This window comes from Saccharopolyspora sp. NFXS83, assembly GCF_026241095.1.
Taxonomy (GTDB): Bacteria; Actinomycetota; Actinomycetes; order Mycobacteriales; family Pseudonocardiaceae; genus Saccharopolyspora_C.
In genome coordinates this window covers 286,059-303,400 of record NZ_JAPFGB010000003.1, presented here as the reverse complement: position 1 = coordinate 303,400, position 17,342 = coordinate 286,059, and the positions used below count along the sequence as shown (strand labels likewise).

Below are 17,342 nucleotides of genomic sequence, written 5' to 3'. Positions count from 1 at the left end.
CGGAGAAGCCCAGTGCACATACCGGCGACCTTGGTGCGGGGCGGGACCAGCAAGTGCTGGTTGTTCGCCCAGGAGAACGTGCCGGACGACCTGGCGGAGCTGGAACGCGTGCTGGTCGACGCCTACGGTTCCGCGGACCCGGTGCAGCTCGACGGTGTCGGCGGGGCCACCCCGACGACCTCGAAGGCCGCCGTGGTCTCGGCCTCGCAGGCGCCCGGCGTGCACGTCGACTACCTGTTCGGCCAAGTCGGCATCGGGGTGCCCCGCGTCGAGTGGGGCAGCAACTGCGGCAACTGCGCCACCGCCATCGCGTTGTGGGCGGTGGCGCGCGGACTCGTGCCGCCCGACGGCGACCGCACTCGCGTGGTCATGCGCAACACCAACACCGGAGCCGTGCTGGAGTCCGATGTGGACACCACTGGCGGAGTGGCGCACGAGTTCGGCGACCAGACCGTGCCCGGGACCAGGGCCGGGGGTGTCGCGGTGGGCCTGACCTTCGTCGATCCCGGTGGCCGTACGACGGGTGCGACCTTGCCCACCGGGCGGGCGCTCGACGTGCTGCGCGTGGGCGACGCCGACTTCCCCGCGACGCTGGTCGACGCCGGGGCCCCGGCGGTGCTGGTCCCGGCGGGGGCGCTCGGCGCCACCGGAACGGAATCCCTGCAGCGGATGCATGATCTGGTGGATCCGCTGCGCCGGGTCCGGCGAGCCGCGGCCCGCCTGATCCTGCCCGGCCACGAGACCGACGACGCGGTGCCCAAGGTCGGCATCGTGGGACCACCGGCCGATTACGTCAGCACCACCGGGGAGCGCATCGACGCGCGATCGCACGACGTGGCGGTGCGGATGCTGTCGATGAACAGCCCGCACCCGGCGATCGGACTCACCTCGGCCGTGGCCGTGGCGGTGGCGGGTTCCTTCGAGGGCAGCACCGTCCGCGACGCGGCGGGGGCGCCGGGCGCCGCCTCCACGCGGATCGGGACGGCGGCCGGAGTGGTGACCGTGACCTGCGACGACCTCACCGGATCCGGCCCGCGGCGGGTGACCATCCGGCGAGCTGCCCGGGTGCTGTGCGAGGCCCGCATCCACATCCCGGACTCGGCGCTGCCGCAGCCCGCTTAGGGGTTCCTCCACGATGATCGGCGCAGCGGTGGAGCGGACCCCCGCTGCGGTACCGAATTCTCGGACGGCTCCAATGACACCGACGACCTGTCCCGCGTCGCACGCCCCGCGCCCGCCGCGGTGCGCCCGGCCCTGGACCGAAGCACTGAGGACAACGATGTCTGCTGAACTGATCTCCATCGGCGCACTCGCCGTGATGTTCGTCGTCGCGACCGTGCTGCCGATCAACATCGGCATCCTGGCGTTCCTCGGCGCGTTCGCCGTCGGCACCGCCTCCCTCGGCTTGTCCGAGGACGAGATCTTCGCCGGATTCCCCGCCTCGCTGTTCGTGACGATCGTCGGGGTGACCTACCTGTTCGCGGTGGCGCGGCGGAACGGGACGGTGGACCTGCTGGTCACGGCGGGGGTGCGGCTGGTGCGGGGCGAGGTGGCGCTCATCCCGTGGGTGTTGTTCGCGGTGGCGTGCGTGCTCACCGCGTTCGGCACGTTCACCCCGGCGGCCGTGGCGCTGCTGGTCCCGGTCGGCATGAATTTCGCCTACCGGCACCGGATGAGCCCGCTCATGATCGGCATGATGATCATCTGCGGTGCGCACGCCGGGGCGTTCTCGCCGATCGCCGTGTCCGGGGTGCTGGTGTCGGGGATGCTGGCGGAGACTTCGCTGGCGGTCGCACCGCACGTGCTGTTCCTGGCCAGCCTGGGCTTCAACTTCGCGCTGTCGGCGGTCACGTTCCTGCTCCTGCGCCGCTCGGCGACCGTCCCGACCGGGGAAGCCGAGGAAGCACCCGCCGCCGAACCGGCGGTGGACGGGATCACCTGGCGGCAGTGGCTGACGCTGGCCTCGCTGCTGGCCTTGGCGGTGGGTGCGCTGGTGTTCCAACTGGAGATCGGGATCCTCGCGCTCGCCGCCGGCACGCTGCTGACGCTGGTCGACATGCGCGCCCAGGCGAAGGCGGTGGAGGGCATCAGCTGGTCGACGATCCTCCTGGTCGCGGGGATGGTCACCTACGTCGGCGTGCTGGAGAAGGCGGGCACCATCGACCTGATCTCGCACCAGGCGGCGTCCTCCGGCACTCCGCTGCTCGTGGCGCTGCTGCTGTGCGTCGTGGTGGCGGTGGCTTCCGCGTTCGCGTCGTCGACCGCCATCCTCACGGCGATCATCCCGGTCGCCGTGCCGCTGCTGCTGTCGAGCCACCTCAGCGCGGCGGGCCTGGTCGCGGCGCTGGCGGTGTCGACGACCATCGTGGACGTCTCGCCGTTCTCCACCAACGGCGCACTGGTGCTCAGCAACGCGCGCGGTGTGGACAAGGACGCCTTCTACAAGCAGGTCATCGGCTACTCCGCGGGAGTGGTCGCCCTCGGCCCGGTGTTCGCCTGGGGCGCCCTGGTCCTGCCCGGCGCGGTGTGAACCGGGGCGAGTCGATCTCTCCCCAGGACGTTCGCGCCGCCGGAGGTCTCCGCCCGATCCGACGCCTGCCGGGTCCGCAGCGGCGTGCACCGGCGCACCAGACCCGGTCCGCCTCCCGGATTCGCCCCAGCCGATCACTCCGGTCGCAGGTCGGTGACGAGCCACCGGGGGCCGGAACGCCGGGCCTGCACGTGCAGGCGGGCGCCGGAGGCGCTGGTCGCCCCGGTGTCGGCGCGGGTGGCGGACTGGTCCAGGAACACCAGGAGCTCCGCCCGGTCTCCGTCCAGGTCGGTGACGCCGGTGCGGACCACCCGTGTCGCCAGCCGGACCCGCTGGTCCTGGCCCCGGTCCCGCACGGGGCTGATGAGCTCCTCGTAGCGGGTGGTGGCGGAACCGGTGAACAGCTGCCGCGCAGCCGCCGCACCGTCGAGCGGGCGCTCGAAGTCGTAGGAGAACGCTCGTTGCAGCCCGTCGCGCACCTGCGCGGTCACCTCGCCGGCGCCCAGGGCGGTGCGGTCGTCGGCGTTCAACCGCAGCGCGAGGGCGGCGGTCGAGGCCCAGAAGCCGCAGGCCGTCAGCACCGCCGCGAGGACGACCGCCACCCGGCGCGCGGTGACGGGGCTAGGCATGTCGTCGGGGTGCTCGCGCCGCGACCGGGTTCCGCCGCTCATGCCGCGCCCAGCCCGACGGGGGCCAGCGCGCTGATCCGCCAGCCCTGCGAGGTGCGGGTCAGCTCGGCCTCCAGCCTGCTGCCGGTGGTCTCCGGCTTCGCACCGTCGCGCGCGACCTCCGTGTCGACCGCCGCGATGACCGTCGCCGTCCGCTCCCCCAGCTCCGTCACCGCCAGGTCCACGACCCGGCCCGTCGTGCCCGCCTGATCGCGCAGGCGGTCCGCGGTGGCGGGGTCGGTGAGCTCGTCGTGCAGCGGCCCCGTCGACGCGGCCCGCCAGGCGTGCACGCCCGCGTCCACGTCGCGACCGTCCATCGTGGTCAGCGTCGCGATGGATTCCCGGGCCTGCGCCAGTACTTCCCGGCGCTGCTCGGCTCGGCGCACCTGCGGGTCGTGCGCGGCCGACCACCAGGCCCACCCGGCGACGGCCGCGAACGCGACCGCCACGACCAGTGCCGCCACGGCGGTGACGTGTCGCATCGGTTCCTCCTTGTCTGCTGTCAGCGCGGCAGCGTGCAGCCTGCCTGCTGGTTCCACGGCACCCCGGGCTCGACGTCCAAGCCGCCACGACGCGGTGTTCCGCCGTAGCCGTCGGAGCAGGGCAGCGGGTCGAAGAACGTGTTCACCAGCCCGAACCGGGCGCCACCGGGCTGGAAGACGGCCTCCCCCATCTCGGCGGCCTCCGGAGCAGCGACCAGCACTCGTTCCAGTTCGTCCTGGCGCGTCACGAGCACCGTCGCGGGCGTGATCAGGTTGGCGACCAGCAAGCCCAGGTTCGGGTCGTTGTCCCGCAGCACCCCGCTGACCTGCCGCGCCGCCCCGGGTGCCGTGCTCAGCAGTGCGCGCAGGTCGCCGTCGGAGGCGCGGAGCTGCTCGGCCACCAGCCGGGCGTCCGCGGCGAACGAGCGCAGCGCGTCCGACTGCTCGTGCTGGGTCTCCAGCACCGTGCGGCCGTCCCGGAGCAACGTGGTGAGCTCCGGCATCGCGTCGGCGGCGGCGCGGGTGAACGAGCCGGTCGTGTCCAGCAGCACCTGCAGATCGGGGCCCGTGTCGGCGAGGGCGGTGCCCAGTTCGTCCACCACCGTGCGCAACGACTCCTCCGGGACGGACGCGGCGAAGCCGTCCAGCGAGGCCAGCAGGCGTTCGGTCGGCAGCGGGGTGGCGGTCCGGTCCTGGCTGATCACGGACCCCTCGGCGAGGAACGGGCCCGACCGGGTGCGCGGTCGCAGGTCCACGTACTGCTCCCCCACCGCCGAGCGGTTCGCCACCACGACCTCGACGTCCCGCGGGATCGGCGGGGCGGAGTCGTCGATCCGCACCCGCGCCTGCACCCCGTCCCTGGTCAGGCGCAACGCCCCGACGCGTCCGACGGCAACGCCGCGGTAGGTGACTTCGGCGTTGGTGAACAGCCCGCCGGTGACCGCCAGCCGCACCGCGACCTCGTAGCCGCGGTCGGTGAACATCCGGTCCAGTCCGGCGTACCGGCCGCCGACGTAGGTCGTGCCGAGCAGGGCGAGCACCACGAACACCGTCAGCTGCGCCTTGATCCGGCGGGCGATCATCGCGGGCCTGCCTGCGTACCGGGCGACGGCGGCGCGGGGAAGTCCGGTTGCGCCTGCTGCGCCTGCTTTTCGAGCATCTCGATCGCCGCCGGGTCCAGGTCGACGGTCAGGTAGGTGTTGAGGTAGTCGCCGCGCACCCCGTCGAGCACGGCATCGGTGAACGGGTACGTCAGCAGGATCTCCATCGCCTGCGGCAGATCCGCGCCCGAGTCGGCGAGCCGCCGCAGCACCGGCCGCAGTGCCGTGAGGTCGGCCACGACGTCCTCCTGCCCACGATGGACGGTGTCCACGGCGACCGCGGAGAGCTCGTCCATCGAGCGCGCCAGGTCCACGAGCGAGCCCCGCTGCTCGGCGAGCACGCCGATGCCGGGGCCCAGGTCGTCGAGCACACCCGCGATCTCCGCGTCCCGCGCCCGCGCCGTCGCCGCGAGCCGGTCCAGGCCGTCGATGGCGCGGGTGATCTCGCCGCGATGGCGATCCAGGTCGCCGCTGACGCGCTCCAGCCTGCCCAGCAGCGCGCGCAGTTCCGCCTCGTTGCCGGACAGCGCCGAGTTCAGCTCCCGGCTGATGGTCTGCACCTGCCCGAGCCCGCCGCCGTTGAGCAGCATCGACAGCGCGCCGAACACCTCCTCGACCTCGGGGCTGCGGTCGGTGGCGGCGGCGGGGATGACCGCGCCGTCGCGCAACGGCTCGGTGACCGGGCCGGTGGCGCCGTCGAGTTCCACGAACTTCTCCCCGAGCAGGCTCGACTGCCGGAGCCTGGCCTGCGCGTGCGCGGGCAGCCGCACGTCGCCGCGGATCGCCAGCGCCACTTCGGCGTGCCAGCCGTCGGCCGAGGTGGTGATGCCGCGAACGGTGCCGACCGGGACGTCGTTGACCTTCACCGCCGCTTGCGGCACCAGGTCGAGCACGTCGGCGAACTCGACGGTCACCCGGTACGGCTCGGGCCCGAGCTCGGTGCCGCCCGGCAGCGGCACCTCGGAGATCCCGGCGAACCCGCAACCCGCCAGCGACGGCACGAGCAGCGCCGACGCCAGCAGCAGGGTCGTGGTGCGGGACGGTCGGCTCATCGTGGCTCCTCCGTCGCGTAGAGCCCGCCGACGGCGGGAAGGGGCAACGCGGGCAGCTCCGCAGTCGGTGCCCGCACCGGCCGCAGCGGCGCGTCCGCCGGTCCGCAGTCGGCCGCCGTGCACAGCGATGCGGCGGCCGAGCTGAACTCGTTGAGGTTCGTGCGGGTGTCGAGGGTGCCGGTGTCCGGGTGGTAGGCGGCCAGCAGACCGTCGAACGCGTCCGGCACGGTGTCGAGCGTCTCCTCCAGCGCGGCTCGCTGGTCGACGAGGACCCGGCTGACCACCAGCAGGTTGTCCACGTTGGACTTCAGCGCGCCGCGGTTGTCCTGGAGGAACCCCTGCACGAGACCCAGCGCACCGGTGAGCTCGTGCAACGCGGCGCCGAGGTCGCCGCGTTCCGCCGCGAGCAGACCGGCCACGTCGGCGAGCTGGCCGCTGATCCGCGCCACCTCGTCGTCGTCGGCGGCCAGCATCGAGGTGAACCGCTGCAGCTCGCGCACCGTGCCGAACAGGTCCTGCTCGGTGCCCGAGAGCGTCTTGCCCGCCTCGCCCAGGTCGCGGATCGTCCCGCGCAGGGCCTCGCCGTTGCCGTCGAGCGTCGCCGCACCCGTGTTCAGCAGGTCCGACACCGCCCCACCGGAGTTCGCGCCCCCCGGTCCCAGCGCGGTGAGCAGCTCGTCCAGGCCGGCGGCCAACTGGTCGATCTCGGCGGGAGTCGCGGTGCGCTCCGGCGGGATGACCGCGCCACCGCGCAACTCCGGCCCGCCCAGGTAAGCGGGGGTCAGCTGCACGTATCTGTCGCTGACGATCGTCGGCGCCACCACCACCGCCCCGGCGGAGGCGGGCACCCGCACCGACCCGTCCACCGCGAGCCGCACCCGCACCCGATCGCCCTGCGGCAGCACCTCCTCCACCGCGCCCACCGGGACGCCGAGCACCCGCACGTCCGAACCGGCGTACACGCCGACCGCCGAGCCGAAGTACGCCGTGACGCGGTAGGTGCCCTCCCGCGTGAGCCACCACAGCCCGGCGGCCACGAACAGCACCAGCACGCACCCCGCGACCAGCACCCCGCGCGCTCTTCCTCGTCCGAACACGTTCATCGGCCTCCTCCCGACGGTGCGCAGTCCCTGGGGTCACCGGCGTCCTGCGGGGCCACCACGAGTCCGCACACGTAGGTGTCGACCCAGCGACCGTTGCCGAGCGCCCCGGAGACCTGCCGGTAGAACGGCCCGGCCATGGCCAGGCTGCGGTCCAGCTGGGCCTGGTTGTCGCGCAGCACGGTGGTCACCCGCTCCAGCTGTTCCAGCGCAGGCCGCAGCTGCGCGGAGTTGTCCCGCACCAGACCCGACAGCTCCGCCGACAGCGCCCGCGTGCCGTCGAGCAGCGCGCCGATCGCGTCGCGCCGCGCCCGGACCTCCTCCAGCAGCCGGTTCCCGTCGCCGAGCAGGGCCTCGAACTGCGCGTTGCGCCCAGCGAGGGTGCCGCTGACCTGGCGGGTGTTCGCGACGAGCTCGGCGAGCTGCGCGTCCCGCTCGGACAACGTCCGGGACAGCCCGGAGAGCCCGTCCAGCGCGCTGCGCACCACCGGCGACGAATCCCGGAACGTGTCCGACAAGGTGCGGAAGCTCTCCGCCAGCCCTGCCGTGTCGAGCTCGTCGACGGTGTCGGTCAACCCGCGGAACGCGTCGTCGACGTCGTAGGGGGTCACCGTGCGCCGCACCGGGATCGGTTCGTCGCGCGGTTGAGGCCGGGTGCCGCGCGGTTCGAGCTGGAGGTACTTGCGGCCCAGCAAGGTGCGGATCTTGATGGCGGCCCGGCTCTGGTCGCCGACGCGGATTCCCTTGACGTGGAACGAGACCCGCACCCGCGCGCCGTCGAGCTCCACCGCGGACACGTCGCCGACCTGGACGCCCGACACGAGCACGTCGTCACCCGCGCGGAGTCCGGCGGCCTCGGCGAAGTGGGCCTGGTAGAGCGGACCGGCTCCGATGATCGGAAGCCGGTCGGCGAACGCGGTGCCCAGGGCGAGCAGCACCGCGACGACCACCGCGGAGGTGGCGAGCTTCTTCGGGTCGCGTTCGCGGAACGGCTTCACCGCAGGCACCTCGTCTCCGTCACGGGGAATCCGACCTGCGGCGGCCCGTTCGGGGCCGGTGGCACGCCGGGAGCCGCCGCCGCGCACAGGTACAGGTTCAGCCACGATCCGTAGGAGGCCGTCCGGCCGACGGCGTCGTACTTCGCGGGCAACCGGTCGAGGAACTCCTGGAACACCGGGGTGTTCGCAGCCAACGTGCCCGACAACCTGCCGAGCTCGGCGACGTCGTCCTCCAGCGGTTCCCGGCCCTGTTCGAGCAGTCCTGCGGTGCTGCCGGTGAGCTCGGCGAGACCGCTGATCGCGGAACCGACGACCTCCCGGTCGGCGGCCAGGCCGGACACCAGCAGCTGCGTGTTCGTGACCAGGTCGGACAGTTGCTCGTCCCGCGCGTTGACGGTCCCCAGCACGGTGTTCAGGTCGTCCACGACACGTCCGATGACCTCGTCCTTCGCCGCCAGCGAGCTGGTCAGCGAACCGATGTGCGCCAGCAGTCCGCGCACCGTGCCGCCTTCGCCTTGCAGCACCTGCACGATCTCGTAGGACAGCCGGTTCACCTCGTGCGGGTCCAGCGCTTGGAACAGCGGCTTGAACCCGTTGAACAAAGCGGTCAGATCCACCGCGGGAGTGGTCCGGGCCAGCGGGATCGTGCCGCCCGGCCGGAGGGTCCCCGACGCGGGTTCCGCGCCTCGCTCCAAGGTGAGGTAGCGCTGCCCCACCAGGTTCCGGTACTTGATCTTCGCTGTGGTGGAGGCGGGAAGGATCCGCTCCCGCAGCACCGAGAACTCGACCTCGGCGACACCGTTCTGCCCCAGTCCCACCTGCTCGACCTGACCGACGCGCACTCCGGCGACGCGCACCTCGTCGTTCTCCCGCAGCGACGTCACGTCGGTGAACCGCGCCGTGTACCGCGCGGTGCCACGAGTGTCCACATTGGCCATGGTGGTCGCCAGCACGGCGGTGGCCAGCACCGTGATCACGGCGAACAGCAGCCCTTTCACCAGGGGTGGAGCCAAGTCCTTCATCGCAGCGACACCTCCGTTCCGCGGTAGACCGGGCTCAGCAGCAGGCCGCTCCACTCCGGCGCCGCCTCCGGCGGCACGCCCCGCGCCAGCGCTGACAGCGCGCCGGCGAACCGGCCTTCCTGCGGTGAGCCGAGGCCACCCTCCGCCGGGAGCGGTGCCGAGCAGGCCACGAGCCCGTCGCCACCAGAGCCGCGCTGGACGGGAACGAGACCGAGCGAGACGTGCAGCCCCGGCTGCGCGGTGCCCGCACCCAAGGCCTCGTCCACGTGCGGCTTCAGCTCGGTGAGCCGCCGCAGCAGGCAGGGGTACTCCGGTGCGTGCCGCGCCAGCGACTCCAGCGTCGGCCGCGAATCGGCCGCCAACCGGATGAGTTCGTCCCCGTTGTCGCGCAGGAACGCGCTCAGGTCGTCCGAAGTGGCCGTGAGGTCGGCGATCAGGCCCTGCACGGCGACCCGCTGCTCGGCGATCGTCCGGCTCGTCACCGACAGGTCCGACAGCGCGCCGGTCAGGTCCGGCAGCACGTCGGCGTAGTCGTGCGACACCTCCGCCAGCGCGGTCAGATCCGCCTTCAGGTTCGGCAACTCCGGTTCCACCCCGGCCAGGACCTCGTTGAGCGAGAGCAGCGTCCGGCCGAGCTGTTCGCCCCGCCCGTCCAACGCCTGCGACACCGCGCCCAGCGTCGTCGCGAGCTTCTGCGGCTGCACCGCGCGCAACGTGGGCAGCACATCGGCGAGCACCCGCTCCAGCTCGATCGCCGAACCGGACCGGTCCTGGCCGATCCGGTCCCCGGTCGCCAGCGCCGGGCCGCGCCGCTCGGTGGGCACCACCAGGCTCACGTAGCGCTCCCCGAACAGGGTCTTCGGCAGCAGCCGCGCGGTGACGTCACCGGGCAGCAGCGCGGCCTGCTCCGGTTCGAGGGCCAAGTCGATCTCGGCTCCGGCGCCGGTGGTGCGGACGGCGCGGACCTCGCCGACCTGCAGGCCGCGCACCTTCACCTCGGCGCCCTCGTCGAGCTGGTTGCCGACCCGATCAGTGCGCAGCGTCACTGCCACCACCGGTGTGAACGCCTTCGCGTACAGCGCCACGCTGGTGCTGAGGAACAGCACCGCGCAGGCCACGAACACCAGGCCCAACAGCTGGTTGCGCGCCCTGCGCAGCCGAGGTCGGTGGCTCATCCCGCCACCTTCACCGTCGTCGTCGCGCCCCAGATCGCGAGGCTCAAGAAGAAGTCGAGCAGCGTCACACCGACCAGCGCGGTCCGCACCGCGCCGCCGACCGCGACCCCCACGCCGGCCGGTCCACCAGAGGCGCGGAAACCGTAGTAGCAGTGCGTCAGCACCACCACGACGCTGAACAGCAGCACCTTCCCGAACGACCACAGCACGTCCTGCGGCGGCAGGAACAGCGCGAAGTAGTGGTCGTAGGTGCCCGCCGACTGGCCGAAGAAGTGCACCGTGACGGCCCGCGAAGCGAGGTACGAGGTGAGCAGGCCGATCACGTACAGCGGGATCACCGCGGCGAACCCGGCGATCATCCGGCACGTCACCAGGTACGGCAGGCTGCGGACCCCCATCACCTCCAGCGCGTCGATCTCCTCGGAGATCCGCATCGCGCCGAGCTGCGCGGTGAACCCGGACCCCACCGTCGCCGACAACGCCAGACCCGCCACCAGCGGCGCGATCTCCCGCGTGTTGAAGTACGCCGAGATGAACCCGGACAGTGCCGAGGTGCCGATCTGGTCGAGCGCCGCGAAACCCTGCAGGCCCACGACCGTGCCGGTGAACACCGACAGCCCGACCATCACGCCGATGGTCCCGCCGATCACCGCCAGCGCCCCGCTGCCGAAGGTCACCTCCGCCAGCAGCCGCAGCACCTCGCGGTGGTAGCGCACCAGCGCCTTCGGGATCAGCGCCAGCGACACCAGGTAGAAAGCGAACTGGTCGCCCAGCGATTCCAGCGCATCGCCCGGTTTGGCCGCGGTCCTGCGCAGCCGCCACAGCATCGCCACGACCCTCACCCGACCTTCGGCGGCACGAGCTGCAGGTACGCGACGGTCAGCACCGCGTTGACGAAGAACAGCAGCAGGAACGTGATCACGACCGACTGGTTCACCGCGTCCCCGACGCCCTTCGGGCCGCCCGCCGGGTTCATGCCCCGGTACGCCGCGACCACCCCCGCCAGGAATCCGAAGATCACGGCCTTGAGCTCGCTGATCCACAGGTCCGCCGGCTGCGCCAGCGCAACGAAGCCCGCCAGGTAGGAACCGGGCGTGCCGCCCTGCATGACCACGTTGAAGAAGTAGCCACCCGCCACCCCGACGACGCTGACCACGCCGTTGAGCAGCAGCCCCACCAACATCGCCGCCAGCACCCGCGGCACCACCAGCCGGTGGATCGGTGACACGCCCAGCACCCGCATCGCGTCCAGCTCCTCGCGAATGCTGCGCGCCCCCAGGTCGGCGCAGATCGCGGTGCCCGCCGCGCCCGCCACGATCAGCGCCGTCACCAGCGGGCTGCCCTGCTGCACGATGGCCAGCACGCTGGCCGCGCCGCTGAACGACTGCGCCCCGATCTGCTCGGTCAGCGAACCGAGCTGCAGCGCGATGACCGCGCCGAACGGGATCGCCACCAGCACGGCGGGCACGATGGACACGCTGGCCACGAACCAGAACTGGCCGACGAACTCGCGGAACTGGAAGGGCCTGCGGAACGCGGCGGCGACCACGTCCAGCGCGAGCGCGAGCAGCCCGCCCGCCTGCGCCCAGCCGCGCCCCAGCGGCGCAGGCTCGGCCGGTGGCGGTGCCACCGCAGCGTTCTCAGCCATCACATCGCACCCCCTTCGATCGGTCAGAGCCGGACCTGCAGGTACACCTGGGCCGTGTTGCCCGGCCCGGACACCAGTCCGGTGAACAGCGGATCGAGCGGTTCGCCGGCACCGCACCCGCGGAATTCCGGGATGGTGAACACGGCCGACAGGGTGCCGCCGACGAGCGGGTTGAAGTTCGGATCCGAGATGAGGTGCAGCGACGCCGGCCGAGCCGTCCGGCAGTCCGTCCCGGCCGCCAGCGCCACGTCCCCGATCGTCGTGTCCCGCAGCCGGATGTCGACGTCGGCGGTGACCTCCACCTTGCCCAGCTCGATGGTTCCCACGACCGGGCCGACCGGCAGGAACTCGACGGTGGCCGTGGACGGCATGAAACCGAAGATCGTGAAGTAGCCCGGAACCGGCGGCAGCGTCAGCTCGCCCGCCAGCTCGCCGGAGAGCACGTCCACGTTCGCCACCATGGTTCCCGGGCCGAGCTTGATGTCCGAGTTCAACGCGCGCGTCCGGGACGCCCCGGTGACGTCGTAGGTGATCCGGATCGGCTCCGCGGGCGGTTGCGGCGGCGCCATCGGGTCGGCCGGGTCGGGTTCCGGTGCCGGCTCCGGGGTGGCTTCCGGTGAGACCGGGAGGGAGAGGAGCTCCGCGGTCTCACCGGACGCCGGATCGCAGCGCCACTGCGCCGGGGCGCCGGGCCGCTGCGGTGTCCCGGCGGTGAGCCGCAACCGCAGATCGCCCGCGGCGTAGCGGACCGGCCCCGGACCCGGTGGCGGGAGGGAGACGTCCCGCTGCTCGGTGACCACCACGACCTCGCCCGACTCGGGGATCGGGACGGCTCCGGCGGTCGACTCCGCTGCGGCCACGACCTCACCTCCCGCCCCGGAGATCAGGTCGAGCGCGGTGGTCCCGGCGAGCTCGGTGGCCCCGTTCTCCCGCCAGGTCGCCGCGGCCTCCGCGGGCAAGGTGACCCGCAGCGACACGCCCTCGACATCGACCGGCTCGTCCAGTGCGGCCGTGTCGGGGAACCGTCCGTCGAACTGGGCCGAGACGGGATGCACCGAACCGTCCGGCGCGACGCAGCGGTAGCTCAGTTCCCGGTGCACGGGGCCCGCTTCCGCGGTGAACGCGTGGACCAGGGTGAACAGCACCGCGCAGGCGCAGCTCCCGGCCGCCGCACGAGCTCGTTCACGTCCGGTCCACACGTCGCTCACCTCTCAGCCGTCGTCGAACGCGCGGGTCAGCTCCGGTGCGCCACGGCCGCTTCGGCGACCGGCACGGTCCCCAGCACCGCGTCCTGACCGGCGTCGACCGTGCAGGTCAGGTCGAAGGTGCCCAGCGCGGTCTCCGAGCCGTCGGCCTTCTTCGGGGTGAGCTTCGAGGTGAACGTCTCCGCGACCGCGATCGTCGCGTCACCGGCGGCGTCCGGCGTCACCGCGGGCACCGGGCCGGCTGCGGTCACCACCAGCGCGCCGGACTCGGGGATCGGGGTGCTGGGCACCGGCAGGTCCTGGATCACCACGTCCTGCGCGGAACCCGCCCCGTCGGTGACCACGGCGGTCACCGTGGCGGAGCCTTCGACGGTGGCCGCGCCGAGCAGGTCGAAACCGTTGACGGTCTCCTCCGGCACGCTCACCGCCGCGGAGAAGTCGGTCGCCTCGATCGGCTGGCCCACCACCGCCGCGTCCGGCAGCGTCACCGCGATGTCCGTGCTCACCTGGCCGTTGCCGATGAGCGGGAACGCGCAGGTGTAGCTGAGCGTCTTGGTCACCGGTGCGGCCGACGCCACGCCCGCACCGGCAGCGGCGGCGCCGACGGCCAGCACCGTCCCGGCCACGACGGCGATACCACGACGTGCGGCCAAGGCGAATTCGACATTTTTCTTCACAGTTCCTCCAGTCTGCGCACAGCCGTCCCGAACACGCGGGAACCGCTGCTCCTGAATTCATTCCGAACCAGCAGAGAAAACGCACCACCGCACAAGGAAGTACTGATGCCGCAACGAATCCGGCACCGATCAAATCGAATCAATCCGCAGCAATTTCGACTTCCGCCTGCGGATTTCGGAGATTACAGAGAGGAAACCTCCCGCACAACATCCGGCAATGAAAATCCGATGAGAGCCGACGAAACCGGGCAATACTTGTCAACTTGCTCATAACCACCATCCCGGCGACGCGCACCGGCGAACGAAGCGGGCGCCGGCGGCGACGACGCAGATGCCCGCCGGGGACCGGATCGTGACTGTTGCACCGGCGGCCTGGCATGACACCCTCGGCGGCAACCCTGCCAAACACGGGAGAACGTCAGGTTGGCAAGATACGGAGTCCGGGTGACGGCTGCGGCTCGCACCGGAGCACGACAGGAAGGAACCAGGTGAACGCCGACACCGCACAGGTCGACGACCTGCGACTCATCGCCCTGCCCACCGCGCTGAACTGCACTGACATCTTCGTGCGCTTCACGCTCAGCGAGTGGTCGCTTCGGCCACTCGCGGACGAGGCCGCGCACACCACCGGTCTGATGGTGGACGCCGCGGTGCAGGCCTCCGATCCGAACTCGCCTGGCTTCCTCACGATCAGATTGCGATTGCGCGGCGATTGCCTGGTCATCGAGGTCGAGGACGAGACCAAGAGTGGGGCTCCCGCCCAGTTGAAGGAATTACAGGGAATGCGCACCGGTGTGGAACCGCTCGGTGGCCACGGCAACCGCCGCTGGTGCGAGTTGGCCCTGCCGCCGGGCATGAGCGCCTCCGCGGTACCGCTGCCGCGGCGCGAGAAGCGCCGCTCCCCAGCCGCCGAGGCTCTTGGCGACGAGCCCGACGAGCTGGACCCGCAGGTGATGCAGCGGCTGCTGTCCGGCCTGAACAACGCGGGCGGCGGCCACCGCAAGCCCGACTGAGCACCACTCCCGCGACCAACCTGAACAGGCCCACGCCTGGACCCCGTCGGCGTCCAGGCGCTTCGGCCTGCCCGGCTCCCGGTGATCGTTGCGCGGGTGCGAAGACGGCCGCCGGTCCGCTCCGCGCGGCCGAAGCTGAGCCGGTAGATCTCGCATTCGACCGGTCATCGGATTTCCCTGGTCCGTTCGCTGTACGGAATTACACCGATCGCCGCCCTCCACGACGAATCGTCGACCGCCCCGGTCGGCAAGCGTCGAATCCCGGCGGTCAGGGAACGCGCAGTCGTGCCAAGACTGCGTCGGTCGGCAGCTCCGCGAGATCGCGATCGGCGTCCCACCTGGCCAGTACGGCGGAGGCCGCCTCGGCCAGTTCCGTGGGCAATCCCGCCGCGTCCAGCGTGCGTGCGATCTCCTGCATTTCAGGTTCCCAACGCCAAGCGCGTGCTGCCACGCTGGGCAAGTAGTCGCGTTGGGCCAGGATGCGACCGGACATCCGGTCCGCCTCGCCCAGCAGCGCATCGGTGACGTCGTGCTCGTCGGCCAGGGAATGCGCGACCGCAGCCAGCACCCTGCTCGCCTTCTGGAACGACGCGAACGCCATCTTCAACGCGCTCGCCCGCCCCGTGGTCTCGCCCAACCCCACCGGTTCCAGGCGGGAACCGGTGAGCAGGCCCACGAGGAACCCCACGGGCTCGGTCGGCCCCGCCAGGTACAACCGCGCGGTGTGCACGGCCCCGGGCGGTGGACCGATGATCGCCCCGTCGACGACGGTGATGCCCGCGCCCGTCAGCACCGCCGCCAGGCGCCCCATCGTCTCGGGCGCGACCGCGTTGGCGTCCACGTACACGCCGCCGTACCCGATCTCCGCGACCGAACGCGCCACGTCGAACGCGGCGGCCGGTGGGCACACCGAGAGCACGGCGTCGCAGCGGGCCAGCATCTCGGGCAAGGCGCTCACCTCGCGCAGTCCGGCTCGCACGGCGCGATTCCTGCTCTGCTCGCTGCGGCCCCGCGAGCACCACAGCACGGTGTGACCACGGCTGCCCAGTTGCGCCGCGACCGCCGCACCCATGGCACCCGGGTGCAGCACCCCCACCGTCGACGGCGCCGCGCCCGTCATCTCGCGCCCTCGAACAGCTCGGCCTGCTGCGAGGACTCGCAGAACGAGACCACCTGTTCCCGCAGGTCCAACGCCAACGAGGTGCCGTGCAGGTGTGGTCGCTGCAGCACCTGGCTGATCTGGCGCAATCGCCGCACGACGCTGTCCGTGCGGCGTCGCCCGGTCACCTCCAGCACCGCCCGCACCTGTTCGGCCGCACCTTCCAGGTTGTCCTGGCCGAGCCTGGCGACCGCCAGGTCCAGGCGGGCCAAGCTCATCTCTCCGATGCGGCGCCGTTCCGGCGGGTCCCGCCGGTAGAGCTCCACCGCCTCGGCCGCCGCCCGTTCTGCCTGTTCCAGGTTGGCGCGGTCGCCCAGCCACAACCAGGCCGTGGCGCTGTAGAACGTCTGCTTGGCCACCGGGAACGTCATCAGCCCGCCCGGTTCGTCCTCACCGACCACCTCGGCCCTGGCCCGGTCGGCCCGGCGCAACGAGTCCTCGGTGGCGCGCTGATCGCCGAGCCGCGCGTGCGCGCGTGCCTCGATGGACGCGAGCCGCACCCGCGGCGTGCCGGTCTCCGGCTCGTAGCGCCAGCCCTGCGCCGCGAGTTCCACCGCGTCGCGGGGCCGTTCGTCCCAGTAGGCGATGAGGCTCTGGGTGCCGCGGATCCACGAGCGCAGCGAGTTGTTCCCGGCCAATTCGGCGCACAGGAAGGCCGTGCGCGCCTGCGTCTCGGCCGCGGAGAGCCAACCGAGGTCGAAGGAGGCGTTGGCCAGCACACCGCAGACCACGCCGCCGACCAGGTACAGCTCTTGCGACTGCGCCGGGCGCTGCCTGCCCTCCAACAGGTCGAAGACCCTGTCCCGGAGTTCGCGCAGTTCCACGAACAGCGGATACACCGGACGATTCGGGTAGGTGGTGACGATCCGGCCCACATCCGCACGGAACTGCTCCAGGCTGTGGGGACCGACGTTGCTCTGTTCGGCGAACTGCCCGAACCGGGCGGATTCGACGGCCGCCATGGCGACCTCGCTTTCGATCGAAATGTCCACGTCGTCCTGGTGGCGGGAGCCCTGCGTCCCGGACTGCACCGGGGTCGCACCGGAACCACCGGCGTCGTCGCCCGTTCGGGGAGACCCGAACAGTTCCTCGGCCGATTCGCCGAACATCCGCTCCAACACCCGGCAGGTGGCCGGATGCGGAAGTCCGCCCAGCTGACCGCCCAACCAACGGCTGACCTGCCGCTGCGAGACGACAGTGGATTCGCCGAGTTCACGAGCCGCAGCGTGGAAATCCCCGCAGAACTCCTGAACGGTCCGGCGGTTCTGCCGCAGAACCTGTTCCAGCCTGGTTCGCGCGGACACATGCGCTCCCACCACCGCAGGCTCCTTCATCTCCGCCGGCGCCCTTCGCCAGAACCATTCAGCCGAGCCGGCCGTGCCGACAGCCTAGGAAGTGAACGGCATGTTCCACACCCATGTCAGGCAAATGTCGGACGGGTGCGGGCAATTGTCGTCGCCGTGTCGCGCCCGTTCGCCGCACACTGTGATGTCAAGATCCAGGGAGGTGATCT

General features: G+C 71.8%; 17 protein-coding genes. 3 read left to right on the top strand and 14 right to left on the bottom strand.

All coding sequences use genetic code 11. The features are described from left to right. The first annotated feature begins 12 nt into the window (after nt 1–12). Both OOZ19_RS05090 and OOZ19_RS05085 read left to right on the top strand, forming a co-directional pair. Entirely contained in the window at nt 13–1,122 is a 1,110-nt protein-coding gene (locus tag OOZ19_RS05090; RefSeq protein ID WP_266088767.1) for a PrpF domain-containing protein, read from the top strand. A gap of 157 nt (nt 1,123–1,279) precedes the next feature. Further along, on the top strand, nt 1,280–2,530 hold the full coding sequence (locus tag OOZ19_RS05085; protein ID WP_266088766.1) for an SLC13 family permease: 1,251 nt from the start codon (nt 1,280–1,282) through the stop codon (nt 2,528–2,530). Between the two features lie 134 nt (nt 2,531–2,664). On the opposite strand, the gene OOZ19_RS05080 is transcribed toward OOZ19_RS05085, so the two are convergent. The 12 genes from OOZ19_RS05080 to OOZ19_RS05025 are packed head-to-tail and all read right to left on the bottom strand — an operon-like array spanning nt 2,665 to nt 13,657. Continuing rightward, entirely contained in the window at nt 2,665–3,201 is a 537-nt protein-coding gene (locus OOZ19_RS05080) for a hypothetical protein (RefSeq protein WP_266088765.1), read from the bottom strand. Further along, nucleotides 3,198–3,680, bottom strand: a complete 483-nt coding sequence (locus tag OOZ19_RS05075) for an Rv1363c family protein (protein WP_266088764.1) — start codon at nt 3,678–3,680, stop codon at nt 3,198–3,200. The genes OOZ19_RS05080 and OOZ19_RS05075 overlap by 4 nt, the downstream gene beginning before the upstream one ends. A 20-nt stretch (nt 3,681–3,700) precedes the next feature. Beyond that, nucleotides 3,701–4,762, bottom strand: a complete 1,062-nt coding sequence (locus tag OOZ19_RS05070) for an MCE family protein (RefSeq protein ID WP_266088763.1) — start codon at nt 4,760–4,762, stop codon at nt 3,701–3,703. Next, a complete protein-coding gene (locus tag OOZ19_RS05065) occupies nt 4,759–5,832 on the bottom strand; it encodes an MCE family protein (RefSeq protein WP_266088761.1) in 1,074 nt (357 codons plus the stop codon). Before OOZ19_RS05065 ends, OOZ19_RS05070 begins: the two co-directional genes overlap by 4 nt. Then, entirely contained in the window at nt 5,829–6,935 is a 1,107-nt protein-coding gene (locus OOZ19_RS05060; protein ID WP_266088759.1) for an MCE family protein, read from the bottom strand. The genes OOZ19_RS05065 and OOZ19_RS05060 overlap by 4 nt, the downstream gene beginning before the upstream one ends. After that, complete coding sequence (locus OOZ19_RS05055; RefSeq protein WP_266088758.1) at nt 6,932–7,939, bottom strand: MCE family protein; 1,008 nt, start codon at nt 7,937–7,939, stop codon at nt 6,932–6,934. The genes OOZ19_RS05060 and OOZ19_RS05055 overlap by 4 nt, the downstream gene beginning before the upstream one ends. After that, on the bottom strand, nt 7,927–8,952 hold the full coding sequence (locus OOZ19_RS05050; RefSeq protein WP_266088756.1) for an MCE family protein: 1,026 nt from the start codon (nt 8,950–8,952) through the stop codon (nt 7,927–7,929). The genes OOZ19_RS05055 and OOZ19_RS05050 overlap by 13 nt, the downstream gene beginning before the upstream one ends. Further along, nucleotides 8,949–10,127: an MCE family protein gene (locus tag OOZ19_RS05045; protein ID WP_266088754.1), complete on the bottom strand. Its 1,179-nt coding sequence runs from the start codon at nt 10,125–10,127 to the stop codon at nt 8,949–8,951. The genes OOZ19_RS05050 and OOZ19_RS05045 overlap by 4 nt, the downstream gene beginning before the upstream one ends. Beyond that, nucleotides 10,124–10,954, bottom strand: coding sequence for an MlaE family ABC transporter permease (locus tag OOZ19_RS05040; protein WP_266088866.1), 831 nt, complete (start codon nt 10,952–10,954; stop codon nt 10,124–10,126). Before OOZ19_RS05040 ends, OOZ19_RS05045 begins: the two co-directional genes overlap by 4 nt. Nucleotides 10,955–10,965: 11 nt before the next feature. Further along, complete coding sequence (locus tag OOZ19_RS05035; protein WP_266088752.1) at nt 10,966–11,775, bottom strand: MlaE family ABC transporter permease; 810 nt, start codon at nt 11,773–11,775, stop codon at nt 10,966–10,968. Nucleotides 11,776–11,798: 23 nt separating this feature from the next. Continuing rightward, nucleotides 11,799–12,974: a DUF6801 domain-containing protein gene (locus OOZ19_RS05030; RefSeq protein ID WP_266088750.1), complete on the bottom strand. Its 1,176-nt coding sequence runs from the start codon at nt 12,972–12,974 to the stop codon at nt 11,799–11,801. Nucleotides 12,975–13,009: 35 nt separating this feature from the next. After that, on the bottom strand, nt 13,010–13,657 hold the full coding sequence (locus OOZ19_RS05025) for a DUF6801 domain-containing protein (RefSeq protein ID WP_266088749.1): 648 nt from the start codon (nt 13,655–13,657) through the stop codon (nt 13,010–13,012). A 377-nt stretch (nt 13,658–14,034) separates the two neighbouring features. Here OOZ19_RS05025 and OOZ19_RS05020 point away from each other — a divergent pair, with 377 nt between their 5' ends. Then, on the top strand, nt 14,035–14,670 hold the full coding sequence (locus OOZ19_RS05020; protein WP_323055100.1) for an ATP-binding protein: 636 nt from the start codon (nt 14,035–14,037) through the stop codon (nt 14,668–14,670). Between the two features lie 268 nt (nt 14,671–14,938). On the opposite strand, the gene OOZ19_RS05015 is transcribed toward OOZ19_RS05020, so the two are convergent. Beyond that, nucleotides 14,939–15,790 carry an NAD(P)-dependent oxidoreductase gene (locus OOZ19_RS05015; RefSeq protein ID WP_266088747.1) on the bottom strand — a complete coding sequence of 284 codons (852 nt, stop codon included), beginning with the start codon at nt 15,788–15,790 and terminating at the stop codon, nt 14,939–14,941. Then, nucleotides 15,787–17,148: an NsdA family TPR-like regulatory protein gene (locus OOZ19_RS05010; protein ID WP_266088745.1), complete on the bottom strand. Its 1,362-nt coding sequence runs from the start codon at nt 17,146–17,148 to the stop codon at nt 15,787–15,789. Before OOZ19_RS05010 ends, OOZ19_RS05015 begins: the two co-directional genes overlap by 4 nt. Nucleotides 17,149–17,342: the final 194 nt, after the last annotated feature.